Genomic DNA, 23,542 nt, shown 5'->3' on the forward strand with positions numbered 1-23,542 from the left:
AAATTCGTACCCGCATGTTATCACTGGGGTGGTTCAGTTCAAGAATGGTATTTGGCCGTTAAGAATGTAACAATCCCGCTTCCCAGCTAGCAAAGGAGTACAGGTTGCATGCAGTTGATTGTCGGCATGTCGGGCGCGAGCGGACTGATCTATGGGATCCGGCTGCTGGAAGTGCTGAAGCAGCAGTCGGACGTTGAGACCCACCTGATTCTGTCCGGTTCGGCCAAGCTCAATATCGGGCTCGAAACGGACTGGTCAGTGGCTGATGTGAAGGCGCTGGCGGATCATGTACATGCCTATAAAGATATCGCTGCCAGTATCGCCAGCGGCTCGTTCAGAACTGATGGCATGATCATCGCCCCCTGTTCAATCAAGACCGTATCCGGGATAGCCAACAGCTATGCCGACAACCTCATGGTCAGGGCTGCCGACGTGGTGCTGAAGGAACGTCGAAGGCTGGTGCTGGTACCACGGGAGACGCCACTCCATACCGGCCATTGCCGGCTGTTCTACGAACTCAGTCAGATGGGCGCTATTCTTGCGCCTCCCGTCCCGGCTTTCTACACGCGACCCAAGACTATCGATGATCTGGTGGATCATCACGTGGGCAGGTTGCTGGACCTGTTTGACCTGGACCCCGGAATAGTGAGTCGCTGGCAGGGGGCAAAGAAGGCAGGGTGTGATGGGTAAGCGGCGCCCAGGCAGACTGTCGAGAAACCGGCGTCCCTGCGTGCCCTTCAATTAGGTCTGAATTCAGAGGCTCTTTAGCGGCTCTCGCACGCAAATGTCTCAAGCAGCGAATTCAGCAGTTGTTGCAGACTGGCGTCTGTTTTAAGCCCCGCGAGCAATAAATAGCGCTCAAGGTTATTCTCCATCCCGGCCCGTCCTGCGGAAGCGGTGTCCGGAGCAAGCGGTGCTAGTAAAGCTTCCAGGTTATTCTGTTGCAGGTGCTCTGCCTGCAGTTCCAGCTTCTTCACCTGGGTGCGCAGGTTGACCAGCTCAGTGCCGGATTGCTCACTATTGGATAATTCGGCTTTCAGCCAGCGTCGTATCTGCCGCAACGGCCTGACCACCTGTCCGGACCACTTGTCAGAGTATGCAGTCAGGCACTCCAGCTGTGGCCGGGATAGCTCGCCGTATGCGTATCCGTACCACAGGCAGCACAGGACAAGATTGACATCCAGGCCATACTCATCCTGCAGGCGCAGGCAGGACTCCGCGACACCTGGCAGGGCGTAGTGTGTCAGTGAATAGTCCCAGAAGCTTTCACGATTCATGTCGGCTCAGAAGCGGCAGTCAGTCAGTTACCGGCTCATTCCTGCATGCCATGATAGAGCAATCGTATAAGCAGACGCACGCCATCATTGTCTTTCAATTCCGCATAGCGGGGTCCCTCGCGCTTACCGACGTCACGAATATCCGCCATCAGTTCCGGATGAAACTGGCAGGTGAAAGAGCGGCGAATAGTATGCGTCTCCCAGTCTTTGTAGTAGATGCAGGTATTGGACGCTTCAGTCCAGCTGGTTGCATCGGCCTGAGTCTGAGCCAGAATTTCAACCGCATAGGGTAAATTCAACAGCCAGGACAGCGGGCTGATAGCTATCTTGAAACGGATCGGAACAATGGTGTCGTGCAGCAGCTTGTAGGCCCAGTTGGCGAACAGGATGGCCTCTTCGTTGACCTCGTCACCGTGGAACATCTCGATATTCAATTCCCGCTCCAGGCGAATCAGCGTATCGATAACGCCTTCCAGTTCATCGGCGATCAAAGAGTGGGCGTCATGCAGTTCCCCCGGGATATGATCGGCCGGCTGGCGTCGCCGGTAATGGAGCAGCTTGCGGGTCCCCACTTCCAGCGTTTCATTGGGAGCCACGGCAAACTTGCTGTCGTGCCAGCCTCTGGCCACCACTTCGTCGTGTTTGATCACTTGCAGGGATTCGCCGACCTCGGCGATGCGTTGGCAGACCCGCCGCAGTGAACTGATTGCAAAGCCTTCCGGGTCCAGGGGCAGCGTGGCCAGATCCATGACCTCTCTGACAGCACGCTTGATCAGCCTGATGTGGGAAGCCGCGACCAATTGATGCCCCAGGCAGATAAAGATGCAGGGACCGCTGCCGGTAGAGCGGCGCATCAACAGCTGGTCCATCAGAGAAAGTATGTCTTCCAGGCTGGAGCTCGTGCCATCGAAGCTGGAGGAATCGTGCACCGAGGGGTTACCGCCCTGCACCACGGTGGCAATTCCGGCGCTGAGGACATTGGCCAGCCGCCAGGGGTTCGAGATGCCGCTCTGCCAGACCGGGTACAGAATCGTGTCACAGTCGGCAATCTGCTGCAGAATATAGGCGATGTTTTTCGAGGCCCGCACTGCTTCACCCTGCAGATTGATCCCTACGTTGGGCCAGGGTTCGATCACCGACACGCTCTGGCGGTATATTTCTGGCAGACTCAGGAGCAGGTCGAGCTCCACCCGGGAAGCGATGACTTTTTCCAGCGGTGGTGCGGCACCCCACTCGAAGGAATGGGCATCGACCAGCATATCCCGTCCTGGAAACGGGGTCGGTGACTCGCGGTCGTCAAGAAAGTAGCCAAGCAGAGCATGAATGGATTGGGGGGTCGACGGATGGGAGCCGAGGATGCCAGGTGTTGTTCGCCAGGAGAGTCGTTCCAGTAATTGCGTTGTGGTGAGAGACTCCTGACGGGGTGTACCTGACATCATGTAAGCGGCCTTTTCTGTTTGCACATTTCTGGACCAGAGTCAGCAAAGTTGATGCCAAGTGAGCCTGACCAGCGACCCGATGGAATGCCGGCGCTCAGTTTATGCGCCGCGATAGCGCGTGAACCATTCTGGTGCTCCTCGTGCATTACTGAGCCGCAGACGCACTATAAAGAGGCGCAGGGTCGTCACGAAAGCTTCACAAAATTGACATATCGTGCTGATACCTTTCTACGGTTATCTTGTGTCTTTTGTCAGCGCTCAATTTGCCTGTCGCCACCTGCAGTCTATCGGGAGTATTCATGCGCAGGTTATTTCTGATTATCAATCTAAGAACCGCTATCGTAGTCGTGTTTGCCATCGCGTCAACCTGGCTATGCAGTCATTTCAACCTGACGGCCAATTTTTCAGTCACCTTTCTACTGACGGCAGTAATTTTCCCCGTAGTCTTCTCGATTCACAGTGCCTATGAGCGCAGGGAGAAAGCGCTCAAGGATTACGCGACGCTGAAGTCTAATGGGAGGGCTTTGTACCTGGCTTTGCGAGACTGGATTGATCAGCCGGATCCGGATGCTCTGCAGGCAATGCGCAATAAGCTGGAATCATTGCTGAATAATCTGGTCCAGGTGCTGACCGGTGATCAGCGGGCCATTGAAAACAATCAGCGCCAGGTTTATGAGTCTTTTTCTGACCTATCCCTCTTTATTCGCACTGATATGCGGCAGCAGAACCTGGCCGTTACCGAAGTATCCAGAGTAAACAATTACTTGAGCGAGATGATGCTGGCATTCGAATCCATCAAACATATTTATCAGTACCGTACTCCGGTGACACTGAAAATGTTCGGTGACTTTTTTGTGGTACTGGTGCCGATTATTTACGGCCCGTACTTTGCCTATTCGGGGCAGGAATATTCCAGCGGCCTGCTTTATGTGATGCCCGTGTTGTTTTCCGTTGTACTTACGGCACTGGTGAACATTCAGACGCAGCTGGAAAATCCTTTCGACCAATTTGGCGAAGACGATGTGGTATTCAACACACGACGCTTTATCGCCTCGTTGTAGCAGGATTAATGCGCCTTAAGGTTGAAAAGTCAGTAATTTTCTGTCATTAGTAAGCGCTTCCAGATGATTAGGCGGGCCACTGCTTTTTCAGCCGGCAGAGTCCACTCAGCTTTGCCGCAGCCACTATCAGGTGATCCACTTGACCGACCATCGCACGCTCAGTTTTGATGAAGCCCGATACAAGGCCTTTATCTCCTACAGTCACAGGGATGACCGCTGGGCGGCGTGGTTGCACAAGGCGCTGGAATCCTACAAGCCGCCGAAACAATTGGTAAGCACTGTCAACGAATTCGGAGTGGTGCCGGCCAGGATGGCGCCGATCTTCCGTGATCGTGAGGAATTACCCAGTGCCACAGATCTGGGATCGCTACTGACTCGCTCCCTTGAAGAGTCGGCCTGTCAGATTGTTATCTGCTCGCCCGCTTCTGCCCGCTCCCACTGGGTCAACGAGGAGATCCTGGCATTCAAACGACTGGGCAGAGAGCACCGTATCTATTGCCTCATCGTCGACGGCGAACCCAATGCCTCCGATATGCCCGGCCGGGAGGAGGAAGAATGTTTCCCGCCGGCCTTGCGTTTCAAACTGGATGCCGACGGCAATCTGTGTGACGAACGCACCGAGCCGATTGCAGCGGATGCCCGCAAGAACAAAGATGGCAAGCACAACGCCAAGATGAAGCTGCTGGCCGGGATACTGGGGGTCGGTTTTGATCAGCTGGCCCAGCGGGAGATGCATCGCCGCCAGCAGCGCATGATTTCGGTGGCGGTGGCGTCGATTACCGGTATGGTGATCACCAGCGGGCTGGCTGTCGCCGCGGTGCTGGCACAGCAGGAGGCGGAACGTCAGCGCATCAGGGCGGAGATCGAGGCGGAGACTGCTCAGCAGACGACCAACTTCATGGTGGACCTGTTCGAGGTATCGGACCCCAGTGAGGCATTGGGCAACACCATTACCGCGCGGGAAATTCTGGATCGCGGCGCCCGCCGGATAGAATTCGAGCTGACCGATCAACCGGAGATTCAGTCCACCCTGATGGACACCATGGGTACTGTCTACCAGAGCCTGGGACTGTATCCCCAGGCACGGGAGCTGTTGGAGCGGGGGCTGAATACGCGTCGCTCCATTTTCGGCTCGGAGCACGTGGACGTAGCCCGCAGTCAGTCGAATATCGCTGCACTGCTGGGTGTGCAGGCAGAATTTGACGAAGCGGTACAGATGTACCAGCAGGCTATCCAGACCCTGGAAGAGGCTCCCGAGGCTACCGATGCCGAAATGGCCGCGGCCCTCAGCGGCCTGGCCCAGGTGTATTCGCTGCAGGGTGATTTCGCGGCCGCCGAGGCGCAGCAGCGACAAGCTATTGCCCTGCAGCGGACCAGACCGGACACTGAATCCCTGGAGCTGGCACGCAGTCTGGATCAGCTGGGCATGGCCCTGGGGTTTCAGGCGCGCCCGGAGGAAGCCGAGCCGCTTTTGCGTGAGGCGCTCGCTATGCGCCGGCGTCTGGCGCCGGGCAGCGTGCATCCGGACCTGGACGACAGTCTCACTAACCTGGCGGTGTTTCTCTACGAACAGGGCCGTTACGAGGAAACCGAGGATCTGTTCCGCGAGTCTCTGCAGATGAACCAGCGCCTGCTGGGGGAGCAACACCCGGACCTGGGGGATTCCCTGAATAACCTGGCCTTCGTGCTCCACGACCAGGGTGAATACGACGAGGCCGAATCCTTCTACCTGCAGGCATTGGCAATACGCCAGCAGGGCCTGGGAGAAGACCATCCGCTGGTGGCACAGTCCCTCAACAATCTGGCGTTTCTCTATTACGACAAGGGCCAGTCCGATCTGGCCCTCGATTACTCCACCCAGGCCCTGGAAGCCTACCGCCGCGCCTATTCCGGCGACCACCCCGATATAGCCTACGGGCTGCAGAACCTGGCCGGCTGGCTGACAGAGCAGGGCGATTATGCCCGGGCAGAACAGTTGCTGGATGAAGCCCTGGTAATGAATCAGCGCATCCTCCCCGCAGAACATCCAGACATCGGCATTACCCTGTCGGGCCTTGCGGTGCTTTACCTGGAGACCGGTCGGGTGGAGCAAGCTCTGGAAACGGCACAAAGCGCCAATAGCATTCTGTCCCAGGCCTACGGTGAAGACCACTGGCGCACCGCCTGGGCCAGATCGCTGCAAGGGGCGGCGCTGGCGAGACTGGGACGCTTCGAGGAAGCCGAGCCGATGTCAGTAGCGGCCTTTGAGGCCTTGCAGAATAATGGGGGCGCCCGCCCTGTGCACATCGAAACGGCCCTGCAGCGGGTAGTGATGCTGTACGAATCCTGGGGACGCCCGGAGCTGGCACGAACCTTTGCCGAGCAGCAGAATTCTCAGGCATTCTGACTTTGAAAAATCGACGACTCGATTTTTCTTCTATAAACTCAGTCTCAAGTTAAACCTGGCCCTGGTGCTGGCATAAGGTCTTGGCTGCAGGGTCAGTGAAGTGGTTAGAGCTTCATGCGTGGCCAGGGCAGGCAATGGACGCATCGTCTGTTATTAAGGAAGAAAATGACTGCTGCTCCTGACGCAATGAAACAAGGTTTTGTCCTACCGCTCGTAGTTGCCGTCACCGGCCACCGGGATCTGGTGCCCGCCGAAATACCCCTCATCAAGGACCGGGTCCGCAGCCTGTTCGAGCAACTTAAACGCGATTATCCCTACCGCAAGCTCACCGTCATGTCGCCCCTGGCGGAAGGGGCTGACCTGCTGGTGGCGGAGGTTGCGGACGAGCTGGCACTGGAGCTCTGGGTGCCACTGCCCAAGTCACTGGAGGAATACCGCGGCGATTTCGGCACTGCGGAAACCCTGGCGCAGTTCGAGTATTTTTGTAATAAAGCCAGCAAGGTCTTCGACCTGGCCAGTGAGATACCACCTGCCCCGGACGGGTTTGAGGAGGAGAACTGGCGGGTTTCCTATCCCTATGCCGCCATGGGGACTTTTCTGAGTGCTCATTGTCACATTCTGTTGGCCATCTGGGATGGGCGTCCCTCTGATGCGCTGGGCGGCACCGCGCAGGTGGTGCGCTTTCATCATGACGACGTCATGGAGGGATTTACTTCCAACACTGTGGAATCCCAGCAGATGATGCTGGACGACGAGAGTGACCTGGTCTACCACATTACCTGTTCCCGCCTGAGTCATGCCGATCATTCAGACACAGACGAGCCGCTCATCGATTGCTGCTGGTTTACCAAGGATGCCGAGCATCCTCGCGCCGGGGAGTTACCGAAGCAGCATCAGCTGATTTTCAGGCGGGCGTCTGAATTCAGTCGCGATGCCCAGCAGTTTGCCGAGCAGATCGAGGCCCAGAAGTGGCCGCTGATCGAAGAGCAGGGTGATGCGCGCCTGCCGCCGGGCGTCGATGAGATCGATCGAATTTACAACATGGCCGACTGGCTGGCCATGCATTATCAGAAGAAGACCCTGCGGACCCTGCTGATCACCCACTTGATGGCCTTTCTCATGGGGCTGATGTTCCTGCTGTATTCCGACTTCGAGTCGCTGCAGTCTTTTCTGGTGGCGTTTCTGATTTTCTTCGCCTTTGCCGCCGGCGCGCAGTTGTGGGCGCAGCGTAACGACTGGCAGCGTAAATACCTGGATTACCGGACTTTGGCGGAAGGCCTGCGGGTGCAGTTCTACTGGGCGGTGGCCGGGGTTGTCAGTGAAAACAAGTGGAAATTCACCCATGACTCGTTTCTGCAGAGTGAAGACCCGGAATTCGGCTGGATCCGAAACGTCATGCGGGTAGCCGGATTTCGTTGTGATGCCAGCCCCAACAAAGACCCGCAAGGGGTGCAATTCACCATCGATGAGTGGGTAGGGTCGAAACAGACTGGCCAGCTTGGTTACTACAAGCGCAAGGCCAGGGAGCGGGCCGAACGCCATCAGTTCACTGAGCGGCTTGGGCGTCTGAGTCTCGCGGTCAACGTGATCACGGTGCTGACGTTTCTGCTGATCGGTCAGCGTTTGCCCGAATTCGCACAGTCAGGTCTTTACGTGATCATGGGTTCGACACTGCTGCTGTATGCGGTACGGGAAGGTTATACCTATGCTGTGGGGACGAAGGAATTGATCAAGCAGTATCAGTTCATGTATCGCATCTTTGATAATGCTCACCAGCGACTGGTGCTGGCCAATGGTGATCTCGTCAAGCAACGGCTGATCCTGTTTGCACTGGGACAGTCGGCTCTCGATGAACATTCAGATTGGACGCTGATGAACCGCGAGCGATCGCTGGATGAAAAAGAGATCTGGCTAATGGGCAGCTGAAAGCCGTTTGCTGCGCGACGCTCCGGGTGCTTTTATCGCGAAGACGCGAAGAACAGGGGGGTGCGCCTCTCGCCTGACCTCAGGCCTTGTCAGTTTTCTGTACTTAGTCAGGGATTACTAATCAGGGCCTCCTTTAATCAGAACTTCCTTGCCGGAATCTTTGTCAGAGCCTCCTGATCGGAGATTACTGAGCAGAGGTCTCTGATCAGAGGTTCATCAGTGGTGTGTCGGGCACAGGCTGCTCAGCGGTACTCTATACCCTCCGCATCCAGTACTTTCATGGCTGGGGCCAGGTGTTTCTCATATTTTTTCCAGCGCGCGATAGCGGAATTGTAAAGTGGCTGTCTGACCTGCGGGGCGCTGGCGGTGGCAACGGCACCGCCCTGCTGGTGAAAGGCCAGGCAGTCCGGCTCCCATCCCAGCCCGAGAAACTGCAGAGTCGAGCGAATCGACGGTTCCGGATCGGTGACCAGCTCCTCGTAGTAAAGCTGCGTAAAGCGCTCTGGATACAAGGCCTGCCAGAATTCCATCAGGCGATGGAACGCCCCATAGAAGCGCGCCGTGTCCGCCAGGTCATAGTGGTAATTGTAGTAAGAAAAATTAAGAGCGAACAGCTGTCGGTAATTACTGAGGCAGGTATCCAGGGCGTTGCGTCTAAGACAGATGATTTTTGCCCGGGGCAGTGCTGCCAGGATAAATCCCACGCACAGAAAATTCAGTGGCAGCTTGTCGATAAACTGTTGCCCGGCAGGAATCCGGTCTGCCAGTGCCCTGGCGTAGTGGCTGCCGATCTCGCTCATATTTCTGTCGGCCGCGGCTCTTACAGTTTCCGGGTCCAGCACCAGAGGCGAGCGGGTTCCCGCCACTCGCTTCACCGCGTGGGGAAATTCCTGCAGTTCGCCCAGCGAGACTGCCTGTGAGTGGGAGCTGACAATCCGTTCCAGTAAAGTCGTGCCGGAGCGGGGCATGCCGATAATGAACAGAGGACGACCGTCCAGCACGTCACTTGCGGCGGGCTCAGGCGGCGAGGCAGCAAAGGTTTCCCGGATAGCCTTGAACAGGGCAAGGTCCGTTTCCACCGAGTACTGGATTTCAGTCCGTCGTTGTTGCTTTGCGTTCTTCAGGTAGGTAAAGGCTGTGTCAAAGTCACCCAGCTTCTCATAGGCCCGGGAGATGGCATGGGACAGGTACAGGCGGTCCGAGCTGCCTGAGCAGCGCTCATGCAGGGCCAGCAAATGTTCCAGGCGGCCCGGTTCGGGCTGGTTTTTTTCCAGCTCCGACCAGGCCCAGTGGGCGCGACTGAAATCCGGCTTGTGCGCAATCGCCGCGCTGTAAGCGGCGCGGGCGGCGTCCTCGTGGCCGAGGAACTGCTCGGCAGATCCCAAGTTGAACAGAAACTGCGGATTGTCCGGTTCTCTGCTGACTGCCTGTTTGAGCAGGTCACAGGCTTTTTCGAATTCCCCCAGGCGCGTATAAATCACGCCCAGGGTATCCAGCACCAGCGCGCGCTCCGGACCCGTTCTGGTCGCCCGGTCAGCGCAGGCCTTGGTCTGGGAGTAATTATTCAGCAGGCTGTGGAGCTTGGCTTTCTGGGTCAGGTACTCCACGTGTGTCGGTGTGATTTCCAGGGCGCGCTCGACAAACTGCAGGGCGTGGCCGGGCTGTCTGCCCGCTTCGGCGACCAGGCTCATGAAAAACCAGGCGTCGGCCTGCTTCCTGTCCAGGCTCAGTATCTGCTTGCTGAGCCGTTGCAGGCCGGGGTAGTCGCCGCTGTTCAGAGCCCGGGTGGCCCGCTTCAGCAATTGGTCGATCTGTCTTTGTTCCACGCCCTGCAAGTTACCTGAATCAGGCTACGTTACTCAATAGCGGCAATGAAAGAGGGAGGAGAAGAGGGTGCGAAAAGAGAGGGCAAAAAAAAGGAGACACCGACGGGTGCCTCCTCCTGTCCTGTTATCCGACTTCCGTGAAATCAGAAGTCGTAGTTGACGCGAAAACCAAAAGTCCTCGGGGTGCCCACAAACTGTCCGTAACGGCGCAAGGTGGCACCTTCTATGTTGCGACCGGGACCTGAGCGTTCATCAGCCAGGAAGCGGCGGGTCTCACGTGTTCCTGTGATGTAATACTCGTCCCACAGGTTGTCTACATAAGCCTGCAGTGTCCAGGCGTCCTTTCGCAGGGTGGCTGACAGATGATGTACGTCATAGCCGGGAATGGACTCACCGCCAAAGTCGCCCGGTTCGTCATCGAAAAACGCGTCAACCAGCGGGTCTTCATCGCCACCGACGATATTGTAGACATCACTGGAAAAAACCAGGCCATAGTTGACTGTCATGTCCCAGCCATCCAGCACCTGCGTGTCGTAGTTGATGTTAAAGGAACCCTGGTGCTCAGCGTGTCCAGGCAGCCGGGCGCCGGACAGGGCGTCATAAAACCCCACCAGTTCAGCTGCCCGCTCGGTCAGTTCGGCACGGGTATAGGCGTAAGTCATCGAGGCTGACCAGTTGGAATCGATGATCCACTGACCCTGAAACTCAAAACCTTTGCTTTCGGCGCCGCTGCCGTTACCGAGGATAGGCAGGTTACCAAACTGCGTGGTGGTGGCCACCTGCAGATCCTCCCAGTCGATCAGGTAGATGGCCGCGCTGGCAGAGATATTGTCGGTGATCAGTCCCTTGTACCCTATTTCATAGTTGTCGATGGTATCCGGGTCGATAAATATCTCGCTGGGCAGGGCGCACAGTTCCTGCTGACCGCTGTTGATCTGCTCTGTCGTACATTCTGGAACGGCATTCAGACCGCCATTGCGGTAGCCTTGTGAATAGGTGACGTAGAAAAGGTCATCCAGGGTGGCATTCCAGGCCAGGTTGAACTTGAACAGCTCGCCGTCGTCGGTGCCCTGGTTGGCGCCTATGTCAACACATTGGGGGTTACCGCCGAACACCTGGTCCGCAAAAGGCAGTAAACCGCCAGCTGCGTTGACGCTGCAGAAATCCTCGGGCGCCCCACCGTAGATGGTGGCATCCTGAGGCAGGCCGAAACCGCCCAGCACGTCGGTCTCAAACTCATAGTCGCGATAGCCGATTGTGGCTGTGAAGTCATCGGTTATCGCATAGGAAATTTCCCCATAGAAGGCTGTCTCCTCGATATTCTGGTCGAATACCTCCACGTATTCGAGATCGTCGGAACGGGGCCCGAAGGTACCGAAATTGTCGAACGCCCAGGCCGCGAAACCAGGCGTAAACTCGGCGCCGGCAGATTTGCGCTCGGCATCATCGTTGAAATAGCCTACTACCCAGGAAACCGGCCCATCGTAAGTGGATACCAGGCGGATCTCTGTGGTCTGTGCTTCCTGGTCTACGACGTCACGGGTGAACGACGAGAAGGAGGGGAAAAATTCATACCCGAATTCAAAATCCAGCAGCAGGTCGGTCTGGTCACGTTGTCCATCCTCGTCATACTCAGCGTCGCCATACACCAGAGTCGCCTCGGCAAATCCCAGGTCGACCCTGGCGTCGAAGCTGATGAGTTGATTAGTAAACTCAATAGGCTCTTCATAGCGCAACCCCGATTCATACCTGCCGGTATTGTAGGCAAGCCGGTGGGAGAGTTGCCGGCCTCCGGACTCGGTTTCCTGTTCGTAGTACCACAGATTGGCATCTAACCAGTCAGTGGGTGTCCAATGCAGGTTAACCCGCAGGGAATCGGTCTCTTCGAAGTTGGCGTCTTCCACTCGTCTCAGGTTGGCCGCCACATCGGCGGGATCCGAAAGGTCAGGATTGGGATTCGATACGCCGGGCTCCCGGATCACGTTATCGTAATCGACAAATCCCGGATCATCGCGTCGGTCAGCGTTGATCCGTACGGCCAGGACATCCTCGATCAGCGGCACATTGAAGGTAACGCCGTAATCAAAACCGAAATCGTCGGCCTCTGAATTCAGATAGGAGTTACCCCGTACACCCACGGTAAACCCGTCTGCTGTGCTGGCGACCCGCGGAATATAGCGGATCGCTCCCCCCATGGTGCCCTGGCCATAGAGCGTACCCTGGGGGCCGATCAGCACTTCCACCCGCTCCAGGTCCACGGGATTGACATCCACTGCCAGAGGCAGGTCGCCGAAATAAGTGGCCACGGTGCTGGAGTCGAAACCAGGGCCGAGCTGAGTGGTATTCAGGCCCCGCACCAGAATATCCGGCGTCGGATTGCGCGGTCCGCGGTCAACGACGGTCAGGCCGGGCACGTAGTAGGCAATCTTGCCGATCCCGTCGAGTCGCAGATCCTCGATCTGCTCACCGCCCACCGCGGAAATATTCAAGGGAATTTCCTGCACGTTGGCTTCCCGTCGGGAAGCGGTCACGATGATGGTTTCGAACAGACCATCCTGTGCGAGGGTCTGCTGTGTCATCAGACTGATTACCGGAATCGAACTGTAGGAGATGGCTCTGGCCAGACGGGTTTTTCTGAATTGTTTAGGCATTCTGTTCCCCTCAGGTGCGTTAGTGTAGGCCGGGTTCAAGCGAAATCAGCTTGGGTGGTTATCCGATGCAGGCGGATTGTGGTCGATAGTTGTCAACGTTGGCGTTCGGTCAGTTCCGGTTGAATTTGTTTTCTATCAGTTTCCAGTTTCCAGTTTCAACAGGGTTGTCGCGCCCCGGTGTTACCGGCGCCGGCTCTCTGCCTGTGTTACGCAATTCAGTAAATAAAACCTGACGGTTCAGTGTCCAGGCTGATACGGCCAGGTTCACAGTGCCTGAAGCTACGTAGGGAATTAACTGAAGGCGGCCTGATTCTTCCTGAATCAAAACCGTCGCAGAGCAGCGACTAAATTTATAGTGTGACTGTTTAAATAGCAACCCGAATAGCACGCCAGGCAACCACTCGATTTTTGCCGGTTAACCTCATTATCTGCTGCTTGCAGTGATTCTTAAGTCTCCGGCGGCCGCCTCGGAAGGTTAGCACTAATGTGATATAAACCCTTCTTGCCAACAGGAGGCGTTTTCGGGCTCACAATCATGCATATTCATATACTCGGTATTTGTGGCACCTTCATGGGGAGCCTGGCGGTGCTTGCCAAGCAGCTTGGCCACCAGGTCAGTGGCAGTGACGCCAATGTCTATCCGCCCATGAGTACGCAACTGGAGTCCCAGGGTATTGAACTGAGGCAGGGATACCGGCCCGAATACCTGCAGCCGGCACCAGATCTGGTCGTTATCGGCAACGCCATGTCCCGGGGTAATCCTGCCGTCGAGTACGTGCTGGACAGCAATTTACCCTATTGTTCCGGGCCGGAATTTCTGGCCCGCTGGGTGCTCCGGGAGCGCTGGGTCCTGGGGGTTGCCGGTACGCACGGTAAGACCACCACCAGTTCTATGCTCGCCTGGATCCTCGAGTACGCCGGCCTGCAGCCCGGTTACCTGATCGGCGGGGTTGCCAGCAATTTTTCCAGCTCCGCCAGTCTGGGTCAGCCACCCTTCTTCGTGGTTGAAGCGGATGAATACGACACGGCCTTTTTCGACAAACGCTCCAAGTTTGTGCACTACGCACCGCGAACGGTAATTCTGAACAACCTGGAGTTTGATCACGGGGATATCTTTGAAGATCTGGACGCGATAAAGAGACAGTTTCATCACCTGGTAAGAACCGTGCCTTCCAATGGACTGATCTTGTTCTCACGGGGGGAAACCCATATAGAAGAAGTGCTGCAGATGGGCTGCTGGACGCCGACCCAGCAAACAGGGCTGGATGTGCCGCTGTCTGAATGCGAGCTGCAGGCAGCACGGGACGGGACTTTCTGGAATGCCCGGCTGCTGGAGGCAGGAGGCAGCCATTTCGAAGTGGAGAAGTTCGTTATCAAACCTTCGGGTCTGACGGTGAGTAAGGCGCAGGTGAACTGGTCGCAGACCGGGCAGCACAACGTCAGGAACGGTCTGGCGGCCCTGGCCGCTGCCCACCATGCCGGTGTGGCACTGGAAACCGGCTGTGAGGCGCTGTGCAGCTTCGCTGGGGTCAAACGGCGCATGGAGTTTCGCGGTGAAATAAACGGGGTCAGGGTTTATGACGATTTCGCCCATCATCCCACCGCCATTGCTACCACGCTCCAGGGAATTGCCGCACGCCTGGATAAGGAGCGGGAAGCCGGCGGAACAGATACCCGCTTGATAGCGGTCATCGAGCCGCGTTCCAATACCATGCGTATGGGCGTACACCAGGATCAGCTGGTGCGGTGCGCCGAGGCTGCCGATCTAACGATCTGGAAACGTCCGGAAGGTAGTGGGCTGGATCTGGATGCCGTGGTGGCCGCCGGTCACGGTCAGGCGCGGGTAATCGATACTGTGCCGGGGATTGTGTCTTTTCTTGGGGATCAGGCGCGGGCCGGAGATCACGTGGTCATCATGAGTAACGGCGGCTTCGAAGGCATTCACCAGAAGCTGCTCGAAGCACTGGAAGTAACGGAAGCTACTGACGGTCACAGGAGTTGAACATGGATGACTTACAGGAAATACCCCTGTTTCCCCTCCGCTCGGTGCTTTTCCCCGGCGGCAAGCTGTCGCTGCAGATATTTGAAAAGCGCTACATAGACCTGGTGGCAAGTTCCCTCAGAACCGACAGCGGCTTCGGTATCACCCTGCTGAAGGACGGTGCTGCGGCAAAACAGCCGGGAAAGCCCCAGGCCATACACCTGGTAGGTACGCTGGCCCGTATCATCGACTGGGATCAGCTCGAGAACGGTCTGCTGGGGATTACTGTGGCGGGTGAAAAGAAGTTTGAGATCGAAAGCTACTGGCAGGACGAAAATGGCCTTTATATGGCTAAAGTGTCGTATGCGGGGAAAGAATCGACCAGAAAGGAGAAAATACCGGTCGGGGAGGAGTTGTCGGGGCTGACTGAGTTGTTGCAGGTACTGGAGCAGCATCCGCTGGTCAAGGAGATGGATTTGAAGATTGATTACCAGAACCTCTGGGACCTGGGCTGGCGTCTCAGCGAATTGATTCCCGTGGCGGCGGAGATCCGGCAGGAGCTGTTGGAGCTGGACGATCCCTGGGAGCGGATTCGGCTGGTGGAACGATCGATACATCATCTGATAGGTGATTAAAAGCGCCAGGTGAAACAGAAATAAAAAACCAGGCATGGAAATAATGGAATACGGAAACTGGACAGATCCTGCTTCCTGGACCACCGAGCAGTGGCTGGCGGTGTGCATCTTTGGCTTTATCGTGCTGGCGATCCTGGTAATGATTCACCGGCTGCTGACCCTACTTAACATCAGTCGCAGGCCAGCCTATCGGCCGAATCTCCGCCCCCTGCGGCGGCATCACTATTCCAGTGGCGCGCCGGTTCAAAAGGAAAATCAGACAGAGAGTCAGAAGGAGAATGGCGATGACCGGGATTGACCTGCCCCGGCTGGTTCGACTGATCGCTATCGGTCTGCTGTGTCTGGGGGGATTGACCGTTATTGTGCCCTCAGAGGCGATTATTATCCGCCATGATAAGAACTATGCCAGCTATCGTGCCCGGGAGAGTGATTTTCCCGCCATCTTCTACCTGGAGCGGCAGGGCCCGCGTAAGGTTTGTGTAGCCACCCTGATTGATCCGCGCTGGGCGATTACAGCGGCGCACTGTGCCACCGAGACGGGCCTGTATGAAGCCCTCGAGTCCGGAGCCGGGTTTGCCGTCAGCATAGCCGGCCGGCAGCAGTTGATCGACCGACTGGTTATACACCCGCAATACCAGCCTGGTCGGCCAACGGAAGTGGATCTGGCCCTGTTAAGGTTTGAACAATCGCTGGACCTGCCGTCTCCGGTAAGTCTGAACGTTGATAGCGAAGAATCCGGCCAGGTTGTAAGACTGCTGGGCTGGGGTTTCTTCGGGCTCGGCACATCCGGTCGCCAGTACGATGACGGGCAGTTCAGGCTGGCGAATAATCGGGTGGAATTGGCCGGGCAGCGCCTGCGGATTCGCTTTGACGACCCCCGCGAACTGGATTCCAGTGCCCTGGACCTGGAGGGAATGCCTGGACTCGGCGACAGTGGTGGGCCGGCGCTGTTGCTGGAGGGGGATCGCTGGATACTGGCCGGTGTCGCGGTAGGGGAAATCATGGATGAGAATTTCAGCGAGGAGACCCAGGGCAGCTACGGCGCCGTGGCGGTCTATGAGCGGGTCTCAAGACATCTGGAGTGGATCAGGCGTACAATTTCCCCACTCCACGCATCGCCCGGTGAGTGAAACTCACCATCGAACAGCCCGGCGGGTAAAGTCGGGAATACGCTTATTACGCTTATAGAGCCGAGGCAAGAGCATGAAGAAATTACTTATAGCATTGGTTATCCTGGTGGTTGTCGGTGTCGGCGTGGTTTTTTATGCCTTCGATTCAATTCTTAAAGGCGGTATCGAGACGGCAGGCTCCCGTGTGCTGCAGACCGATGTCACGGTCAGCTCAGTCGGCATTTCGCCGCTGAGCGGCAGTGGTGCGATCCGGGCGCTTAGAATCGGCAACCCGGAGGGTTTTAATGAGCCCTATGCCATGGAGTTGGGCGGTCTCGATGTGGGCGTTGAAGTAGGGTCGGTGTTTTCCGACTTGGTCGTCATCGATCACATCATTATCGACAATCCGATAATCACCTATGAGACACGCATTACCACCGACAACATTCGCACCCTGCTGGCCACCCTGGGTGGCGGTGGGGGCGGTCAGGCCGGCGATGCCGGGGCCGACGGTGGCAAAAAGGTCATCATTCGCGACTTCCAGATGCTCGGCCCCCAGGTCCATGTCAGCTCGACAATCGGCTCGGCTGAAGTTTCCATCCCGGACCTGCGCCTGCAGAATATCGGCCAGGAAAATGCTGCCGTAACCGTTGCCGAGGCAGGCCGGCAGATTTTCGCCGCCCTCAATCAGCAACTGCTCGACGCTGACCTGCCTAACGTGGAGATGTTGCGCGAGCGGGTCGACCAGGAAGTCGAGCAGCTTCGGGAACGGGCGGGTCAGCAGGTTGAAGAGCTGGAGCAGCAGGTCGAAGACCAGGTGGAAGACCTCCGCGAGCGGGCCCGCAGCCTGTTCTAGTGTACCCCGCCACGCAGGCTGCACTATTCAGTGTGCCGGAAAGCGCTAAGCTGCAACCCGAAGCGCCGGAGGCAAAAATGACCTCCAGCAGCTGGTGTGAACTGGCTCTAGTCTGCCGTGCAGGTGTCCTCGGGACTTGGAAACAGCCGGTTGGTTTTTCCGGTCAGCCGGTAGGCCAGCAGGCCGACCCATTCATGCAGGGCGCTATCCAGTTGGCCCAGATGGTTGAGCAGGCTGAAGTCAATGGAGAACAGCCTGCCCTCCAGGGTCCGGTAATCCACCGGATAGGCTTGCAGTTTCCAGCCCTGTCGGCAAAAGGCGCCCATGGCCCTGGGCAGGTGAAAGGCCGAGGTGACCAGTAACCAGTTCTGGTCCGGTTCCGGTTCGACCAGCGCCCGGGTGTTCAGCGCATTTTCATAGCTGTTGCGGGATTCCCGTTCAAACACGACGCGCTCGTTGTCTATCCCCAGTTGCCGGAACAGGTCACGGGCCAGATCTGCCTCCCTGAGTTCCTGGAAAGCAGGGTTGCCACTGCCACCTGTGAACACCAGTTGGGCCTGGGGATAGCGCTGAGCCAGATCCTGGAAGGCCAGCACCCGTTCACCACTGCTTGTCAGATGAATCTGCTGGCGGTTTTCAGAAGCCAGCAGGGAAAAACTGCCGCCCAGCAGGACGATCCCGTCCGGGGCAGCCAGGGGCTGCCGAATGGGGGGGAAGCGCTGTTCAAGAGGGTACAGCAGCCAGGTGCCGATTGGCAGATAAGCGATAACCAGCGTGGAGAGGGCGGTCAGCGTAAGCAGGCGCTGCCCCGCGGTTTTCCATCGTGACAGGGTCAGCAGCCAGGAGGCCAGCAGCAGCCAGACCAGCAGACTGCCGGGGGAAATAACCAGCCAGACCAGCTTGGATGTCCAGAAAAACAAAGTGTCCACTATGGCGCCGAAGCTCCGCTCGAATGGCAGCGCCTAGGTTATACGTCTGCCCTGACAAGGTAAAGTTTGTTAACATGGCACGCTCGCAAGAAGATGTATTTCCCGCTGGCACCTGCAGGCCGGGGCGGGCTTAAACTAACCGTTAGGAGTGATTAAGATGACAATTGACGTAGGCGACAAGATACCCGCCGGGACTTTCAAGATCATGGGCGAGGAAGGCCCCCAGGATATTTCTACCGACGAGGTGTTTGCCGGAAAAAAAGTGGTGTTTTTTGCGGTGCCAGGTGCTTTTACCCCGGGTTGCTCAATGACACACCTGCCGGGTTACGTGGTGAATGCCGATAAAATCAAAGACAAGGGTGTGGACACAATCGCCTGTATGTCAGTCAACGACCCGTTCGTGATGGGTGCCTGGGGCAAAAATCAGAATGCCGATGAAATCCTCATGCTGGCCGACGGCAACGGCGACTTTACCAAGGCGATCGGAATGGAAATGGATGGCAGCGGCTTCGGTCTCGGCATGCGCTGCAAGCGCTTCGCGATGATCGTGGAAGATGGCGCCGTAACCCACCTTGCCATTGAACCGCCGGGCGGCATTGTGGTCAGCGCCGCCGAGGCGATCATGGAGAAGCTCTGATTTTCAGGAGTTAGCAGGAGTTAGCTTATGAGTACCCAGCTGATTGAATACCAGGATGGCGACACCCTGCTTGAGGGTTATCTGGCCTGTCCCGACGCTGTTTCCGCGCCACCTCCGGTCGTGATGGTAGCTCATGACTGGTCCGGCAGGCGCGAGTTTGCCTGCCAGGCTGCCGACCGGCTTGCGGAATGGGGTTACGCTGGGTTTGCTCTGGACATGTATGGCAAGGGCGTATTCGGTAGCGATGGGGACAACGAGGGCAACGCCGCCCTCATGAACCCACTCGCCTCCGACCGCCAGAAACTGCGCCAGCGTATGCTGGCTGCGCTGGCCTGTGTGCGGCAGCAGCCACAGGTCGATGGATCCCGGGTGGCGGCTATGGGCTTCTGTTTTGGTGGTCTGTGCGTGCTCGAACTGGCCCGCGCCGGGGCCGACGTGCTTGGGGTGGTGAGTATTCACGGTATCTTTGCCCGCGGCGAGGTGGGCAACGAGGCGATTACCGCCAGAGTGCTGTGTCTGCACGGTCATGAAGACCCTATGGTGCCACCTGAACAGGTGCTGGCCTTTGAGACCGAGATGACTGATGCAGGTGTGGACTGGCAGGTCCATGTCTACGGCAATACCCTGCATGCTTTTACCAATCCGGTGGCTGACAATCCGGACTTCGGCACTGTCTACAGCCCGGCAGCCGAGCGCCGCGCCTATCAGTCGCTGCGTAATTTTCTCCAGGAAATATTCTGACCTGACTGGTCCTGGTCGCCAGATTCAGGCTGACTAGCGTGACCCTTGTCACGGGTTATGGCTTGTTTGCTTCCAAACCGGCAGCAGGGTCCTTTACTATCCCTCACTGCAGGTCGTAAGCGGGTTCGCAGCCTGACAATCAGGGTCGGGCTGTTCCCGCCATTAGCCGGGGGCTGAAAACGTTTTTGGCCGGCATTGCTTTTTGCCACGGCCTTACCTCGGCCAAAAACGTGGCAACCCTTTGAAAAGGTTGGAAATGGGTTCGATGCAGAATCTAGAAGAACTGATTAATCCAGTGAATGAATGCAGTGAGGAATGCCCCGCTGGCGACGACAGTTGTCCGCATTTCCGGGAACTGAAGCGCTTGCGGGATGAAAACAAGGAACTTGCCGCGCTGGTTCGCACGGACGAGCTGACCGGGCTGTTCAATTTTCGCTATTTTCTCCAGGCAGTGGAACTGGAAATGGAGCGTTCCCGCCGCTCCGATCAGCCAACCACGCTGATCATGATGGATATCGATCACTTCAAGGACTTCAACGATGCCTACGGTCATGAGGCGGGCAACAAGGCATTGGCCAGTATTGCCCGGGTATTGAAGAACGCCATTCGACGGCTCGATATTCCCTGCCGCTACGGCGGCGAAGAATTTGCCATCATCCTGCCGGATACCCCTTTGAGCGCCGGTGTTATGTTTGCCAATCGACTACGACACCTGGTCGAAAGGGCCCGTATTCAGTTGTCCGGTACGGAAGTACAATTGACCTCCAGTTTCGGCGTCGACACCTTCACCAAGAACGATGAGGCCTCCGTGTACGGGTTTATTGAGCGGGTCGACAAGCTGCTTTACGACGCCAAGACTGAAGGCAGAAATCAGGTCCAGTATCCGCCCTTCGATGTTAACAGGGAATAAACCCAACCATTCATTCAATGAGGGGGTTAATAGGTAAACCTCTCACTGATCTGCTCACTTTCAGCGGATTTTCAGTCGGGAGAACTTATCTCCCTGGCCAGGTGGTGCAGAATTGCGGCTGTCGCCCCCCAGACCCTGAAACCTTCATAGTGTAATTCCAGAACTGTGCGTTCACTGCCCTGATACTCCATGGCAGTTTCGCGGTACGAGCCCGGATCCATTAACATCGCCGTTGGCACGGTAAATATTTCGTTGACTTCAATGGGGCAGGGCCTGAGTTCAGGGGTCGGTCCAATCAGCCCTATGACCGGAGTGACTTCAAAGCCTGAGGGCAGCAGTATTTGACCTAACAATCCAATAACCTGCACGGATTCCGGCGCCAGGCCGATTTCCTCTTCCGCCTCCCGTAACGCTGTCATGATTTCGTTCGCGTCATGGGGCTCCCGGGTTCCTCCCGGCAGGCTCACCTGTCCGCCGTGACTGGTCAATTCCGGAGATCGAACGGTCAACACGATCTGACTGGGTTTGCTGGATGAGGGCCTGAGTATCGGGATGAGCACCGAAGCTTTTCTAAAGGTCCTGCCGGCCTGTCGGGTGATTGCATCCACCTTGCCGTCTGGATGGGGTATCCGCTTGCCGGACACTGACTGCGACTCATCGAAGTACCGCAGCAGCCGCTGCAGTTGAGGTTCATTCAGTAACAGTGGGTCTTCCGATAGCATTATTTCTCACCGGGAACAGGGGCGGACGGCAAGCCGATAGTAAAAGAAAAATGCCGGCATATGCCGGCATTTTGAGTCGCTGCCTACCTGCCGGGGCGGGCTCTTACAGCATGCTCCAGGTTACTGACAGGAATGCGTGAATCGGCAGGCCAATAAAATAACGGTCACCACCAAACGTAGTCCAGTCTGCTCGCTCGGCATATTCTTCATCCGTCAGGTTGAGAATTCTGAGCGACACGCTGAGGTCTTCGTTGACGTTCCAGTTGGTGCGCAGGTTGTAAACATTGTGGCCTTCGTAGTCCGCAGTGTTCTCGGGGTTGGTGTAGTACTCACCCATGTTCACCCATTCCAGCTCAGTGGACAGGGTTGGTGTCATCTGCCAGTTTACGCGGAAGTTGCCGAATTTCTCCGGCGCTGTGTCGATGTCGTTTCCTTCCAGAATGTCGCCGGTTACATCTTTCTCGTAGGTCTGGCGAGAGAAGTTGTAAGTGCCGGCAAGCGTGATCGTCTCCGTCAGCGCATAGGCGCCGGCCAGTTCAATACCCCGGTGCCTGGTTTCACTACCAAACAGATTAGCTCGCGAACTGTCAGTAACGATGTCGTTCTCTTTGTCCATGAGATAACCGGTTACCGAGTATTCCCAACCGTCTCCGAAGCCTTCGAAGGCCAGTTCATAGCTGTCCAGTTGCACGGGTTCAAGATCAGCTACAGTCTGGGAGCCCTGCAGGCGGTACAGTTCGCTGGCCTGTGGCATCCTGAAACCGTTCTGCACCCGGGCCTGCACATTGTGGCTATCGTTAAAGCGATAGCGCACGCCCAGCTTGGGTGACACCTCGCTGAAATCGTCGTCCCGGTCTGCCGGGCGGCTGTAGCGGCAACCGCCGAAACCACAGGCTACACCGTTATCCTTGGTGCGCCCATCCAGCATCTGGTTGTCGTATTGGTATTCCATTTTTTCCCAGCGCAGACCCAGCGAAACGTCCCACTGATCGTTTATGTAGTACTGATAATGGACAAACGGGGCTATCTGTAAGGCTTCCACTTCGTAATCATAGTGTTTGCCTACCGGAATGGTGTTCTGCAGGAAAGCGGAGCCCTGGGTGGGATTTTCCTGAAACTGTTTTAAGTTGCCGTCGGTGGATTCCACATCCAGACCCAGCGCGAAGTAGGAGTCATCGCTGAAATCCCTGTAACTGGCGAACTGGAAACCGAGACTGCGGTGTTCGCTGTCCTCGGTGGGCTGACCCGGCAGGAAGTGCTGGATGAAATTCAGGTTCACTTCCCGAAAATAAGGCGTTAAAACCACTTCCCAGTCATTGCCCAGGTCCTTGCTGATCCGGGTCCAGGCGCGAAAAGATTCGTTGTCGCGGTAGGCTTCGGGATTGGGGTTGGTATCCCGCAGTCCGCTATTCTTGTAGACCTCGAAGCCTTCCACGTAGCCGCCGGTTTCCTGGTTCAGATTGGTGCGGGTAAAGCCGCCGTCAAGCATCAGGCCGCCGTCGGTCCGGTACTGATAGACCCAGCTGAGCTTCTGCTGGTCGACGCCACTGTCATCCTGCCAGCCTTCGGAGTTTTCGCCGGTTGCCAGGAACATGTGTTTGAAGTTGCCGGAATCGAAACCGACTACCGCGCCGGCCCGGTACGAGCCCCAGGGCCCGGCTTCCAGGGTGACGTCCAGTCGTTCTTCCGGTGCGGGAAGGACTGTATTGATCATGCCGTGCAGTGCATTGGAACCGTAAAAGGCGCTACCTGGTCCACGCACGACCTCGATGCGTTCGGCATTTTCAGTGTTGGCGTCGAACATCTCGTTGACGTTACAGAAACCGGCTGCCCGCAGGGGGATGCCCTGTTCGGCAACCAGAAACGAGCCACAGGCTCCGGCACCGGTCAACACCGGCGAGCGGATAGCAATCAGGCTTTCCTGTCCGTTGTTACGGCTGATATTGACACCGGGCAGGCGATTGAGGGCCTGCTGGTAGTGAGAGTGTGCAATCTGGCGCAGCTCCGCTTCACTCAGCACCGCCAGGCTGGCATTGATGTCTCCCAGGGATTCCGCCCGTCGGGTGGTAGAGGTCACCACGATCTCTTCGAGTTCTCTGGCTCCTGTCTGAGCGCTGGCGGAGTGAGCCATCAGGGCGGTCGCGGCGGCGATGCCGCCCACTAGAAGTTTACGAACCATATTTCTCTCCCTCGGTTGATTCATGACTGCGTCAAGGCCGGCAGGATACGCCCGTTTTCTTGTAAGGGGCTGGTTTTCTCCTGCCTGGCCAGAATTAAGGAGCCTCCGATTAACTATCGCGATGCCCTGCAGTAGTTGGTCAGTGGTTCCTTAAAAGCGCGCAACTATAGCACAGCGGCAGTGAATTTTCTGCAGTCTTTGCGTATCAAAACGTTACAACGTAAACTGGTCGGCGCTGAAAATAGTGCATTAAATCTGGCAGTTACAGGTGGGGTGA

At 56.9% G+C, this 23,542-nt stretch carries 19 protein-coding genes; 12 read left to right on the forward strand and 7 right to left on the reverse strand.

The features are described 5' to 3' along the window. Positions 1-108 precede the first annotated feature (108 nt). Positions 109-690 carry a UbiX family flavin prenyltransferase gene (locus tag R3F50_09785; GenBank protein ID MEZ5490594.1) on the forward strand — a complete coding sequence of 194 codons (582 nt, stop codon included), beginning with the start codon at positions 109-111 and terminating at the stop codon, positions 688-690. Positions 691-764: 74 nt separating this feature from the next. Here the strand turns inward: R3F50_09785 and R3F50_09790 are convergent, their stop codons facing one another. Continuing rightward, a complete protein-coding gene (locus R3F50_09790) occupies positions 765-1,277 on the reverse strand; it encodes a TIGR02444 family protein (protein ID MEZ5490595.1) in 513 nt (170 codons plus the stop codon). A 35-nt stretch (positions 1,278-1,312) separates the two neighbouring features. Further along, the gene (locus tag R3F50_09795) at positions 1,313-2,740 is read right to left on the reverse strand and encodes a hypothetical protein (GenBank protein MEZ5490596.1); all 1,428 of its coding nucleotides are present in this window, start codon (positions 2,738-2,740) and stop codon (positions 1,313-1,315) included. Positions 2,741-3,015: 275 nt separating this feature from the next. On the opposite strand from R3F50_09795, the gene R3F50_09800 reads away from it, so the two are divergent. From R3F50_09800 to R3F50_09810, 3 genes are all read left to right on the forward strand, one after another. After that, positions 3,016-3,777, forward strand: coding sequence for a hypothetical protein (locus tag R3F50_09800; protein MEZ5490597.1), 762 nt, complete (start codon positions 3,016-3,018; stop codon positions 3,775-3,777). Positions 3,778-3,916: 139 nt separating this feature from the next. After that, on the forward strand, positions 3,917-6,163 hold the full coding sequence (locus R3F50_09805) for a toll/interleukin-1 receptor domain-containing protein (GenBank protein ID MEZ5490598.1): 2,247 nt from the start codon (positions 3,917-3,919) through the stop codon (positions 6,161-6,163). Between the two features lie 165 nt (positions 6,164-6,328). Next, entirely contained in the window at positions 6,329-8,089 is a 1,761-nt protein-coding gene (locus R3F50_09810) for a hypothetical protein (protein MEZ5490599.1), read from the forward strand. 242 nt (positions 8,090-8,331) lie between these two features. Here the strand turns inward: R3F50_09810 and R3F50_09815 are convergent, their stop codons facing one another. Together R3F50_09815 and R3F50_09820 are read right to left on the reverse strand one after the other, a co-directional pair. After that, positions 8,332-9,915: a sulfotransferase gene (locus tag R3F50_09815; protein MEZ5490600.1), complete on the reverse strand. Its 1,584-nt coding sequence runs from the start codon at positions 9,913-9,915 to the stop codon at positions 8,332-8,334. Positions 9,916-10,058: 143 nt separating this feature from the next. Further along, positions 10,059-12,566: a TonB-dependent receptor plug domain-containing protein gene (locus R3F50_09820; GenBank protein MEZ5490601.1), complete on the reverse strand. Its 2,508-nt coding sequence runs from the start codon at positions 12,564-12,566 to the stop codon at positions 10,059-10,061. A 535-nt stretch (positions 12,567-13,101) separates the two neighbouring features. Here R3F50_09820 and mpl point away from each other — a divergent pair. The 5 genes from mpl (at position 13,102) to R3F50_09845 (ending at position 17,147) form a co-directional block, all read left to right on the forward strand. Beyond that, positions 13,102-14,568 (forward strand): UDP-N-acetylmuramate:L-alanyl-gamma-D-glutamyl-meso-diaminopimelate ligase, encoded by a 1,467-nt coding sequence (gene mpl, locus R3F50_09825; protein ID MEZ5490602.1) that lies wholly within the window; start codon positions 13,102-13,104, stop codon positions 14,566-14,568. A gap of 2 nt (positions 14,569-14,570) precedes the next feature. Then, positions 14,571-15,182 carry an LON peptidase substrate-binding domain-containing protein gene (locus tag R3F50_09830; GenBank protein ID MEZ5490603.1) on the forward strand — a complete coding sequence of 204 codons (612 nt, stop codon included), beginning with the start codon at positions 14,571-14,573 and terminating at the stop codon, positions 15,180-15,182. Positions 15,183-15,225: 43 nt separating this feature from the next. Beyond that, the gene (locus R3F50_09835) at positions 15,226-15,480 is read left to right on the forward strand and encodes a hypothetical protein (protein MEZ5490604.1); all 255 of its coding nucleotides are present in this window, start codon (positions 15,226-15,228) and stop codon (positions 15,478-15,480) included. Beyond that, complete coding sequence (locus tag R3F50_09840) at positions 15,467-16,312, forward strand: trypsin-like serine protease (GenBank protein ID MEZ5490605.1); 846 nt, start codon at positions 15,467-15,469, stop codon at positions 16,310-16,312. Before R3F50_09835 ends, R3F50_09840 begins: the two co-directional genes overlap by 14 nt. A 73-nt stretch (positions 16,313-16,385) precedes the next feature. After that, positions 16,386-17,147, forward strand: coding sequence for a hypothetical protein (locus R3F50_09845; protein ID MEZ5490606.1), 762 nt, complete (start codon positions 16,386-16,388; stop codon positions 17,145-17,147). A 107-nt stretch (positions 17,148-17,254) separates the two neighbouring features. Here R3F50_09845 and R3F50_09850 read toward each other — a convergent pair whose 3' ends face one another. Further along, positions 17,255-18,076: a YdcF family protein gene (locus tag R3F50_09850; GenBank protein ID MEZ5490607.1), complete on the reverse strand. Its 822-nt coding sequence runs from the start codon at positions 18,074-18,076 to the stop codon at positions 17,255-17,257. Positions 18,077-18,233: 157 nt separating this feature from the next. Between R3F50_09850 and R3F50_09855 the strand changes: the two genes are divergently transcribed. From R3F50_09855 to R3F50_09865, 3 genes are all read left to right on the forward strand, one after another. Beyond that, on the forward strand, positions 18,234-18,713 hold the full coding sequence (locus tag R3F50_09855; GenBank protein ID MEZ5490608.1) for a peroxiredoxin: 480 nt from the start codon (positions 18,234-18,236) through the stop codon (positions 18,711-18,713). A 27-nt stretch (positions 18,714-18,740) separates the two neighbouring features. Continuing rightward, positions 18,741-19,454 carry a dienelactone hydrolase family protein gene (locus R3F50_09860; GenBank protein ID MEZ5490609.1) on the forward strand — a complete coding sequence of 238 codons (714 nt, stop codon included), beginning with the start codon at positions 18,741-18,743 and terminating at the stop codon, positions 19,452-19,454. Positions 19,455-19,719: 265 nt separating this feature from the next. Further along, entirely contained in the window at positions 19,720-20,364 is a 645-nt protein-coding gene (locus R3F50_09865; protein MEZ5490610.1) for a GGDEF domain-containing protein, read from the forward strand. Positions 20,365-20,435: 71 nt separating this feature from the next. Here R3F50_09865 and R3F50_09870 read toward each other — a convergent pair whose 3' ends face one another. Both R3F50_09870 and R3F50_09875 read right to left on the reverse strand, forming a co-directional pair. Next, entirely contained in the window at positions 20,436-21,086 is a 651-nt protein-coding gene (locus tag R3F50_09870; GenBank protein MEZ5490611.1) for a CoA pyrophosphatase, read from the reverse strand. A gap of 103 nt (positions 21,087-21,189) precedes the next feature. Further along, on the reverse strand, positions 21,190-23,265 hold the full coding sequence (locus R3F50_09875) for a TonB-dependent receptor (GenBank protein ID MEZ5490612.1): 2,076 nt from the start codon (positions 23,263-23,265) through the stop codon (positions 21,190-21,192). Between the last annotated feature and the right edge of the window lie 277 nt (positions 23,266-23,542).

Source organism: Gammaproteobacteria bacterium, assembly GCA_041395725.1.
Taxonomy (GTDB): domain Bacteria; phylum Pseudomonadota; class Gammaproteobacteria; order Pseudomonadales; family Pseudohongiellaceae; genus NORP240.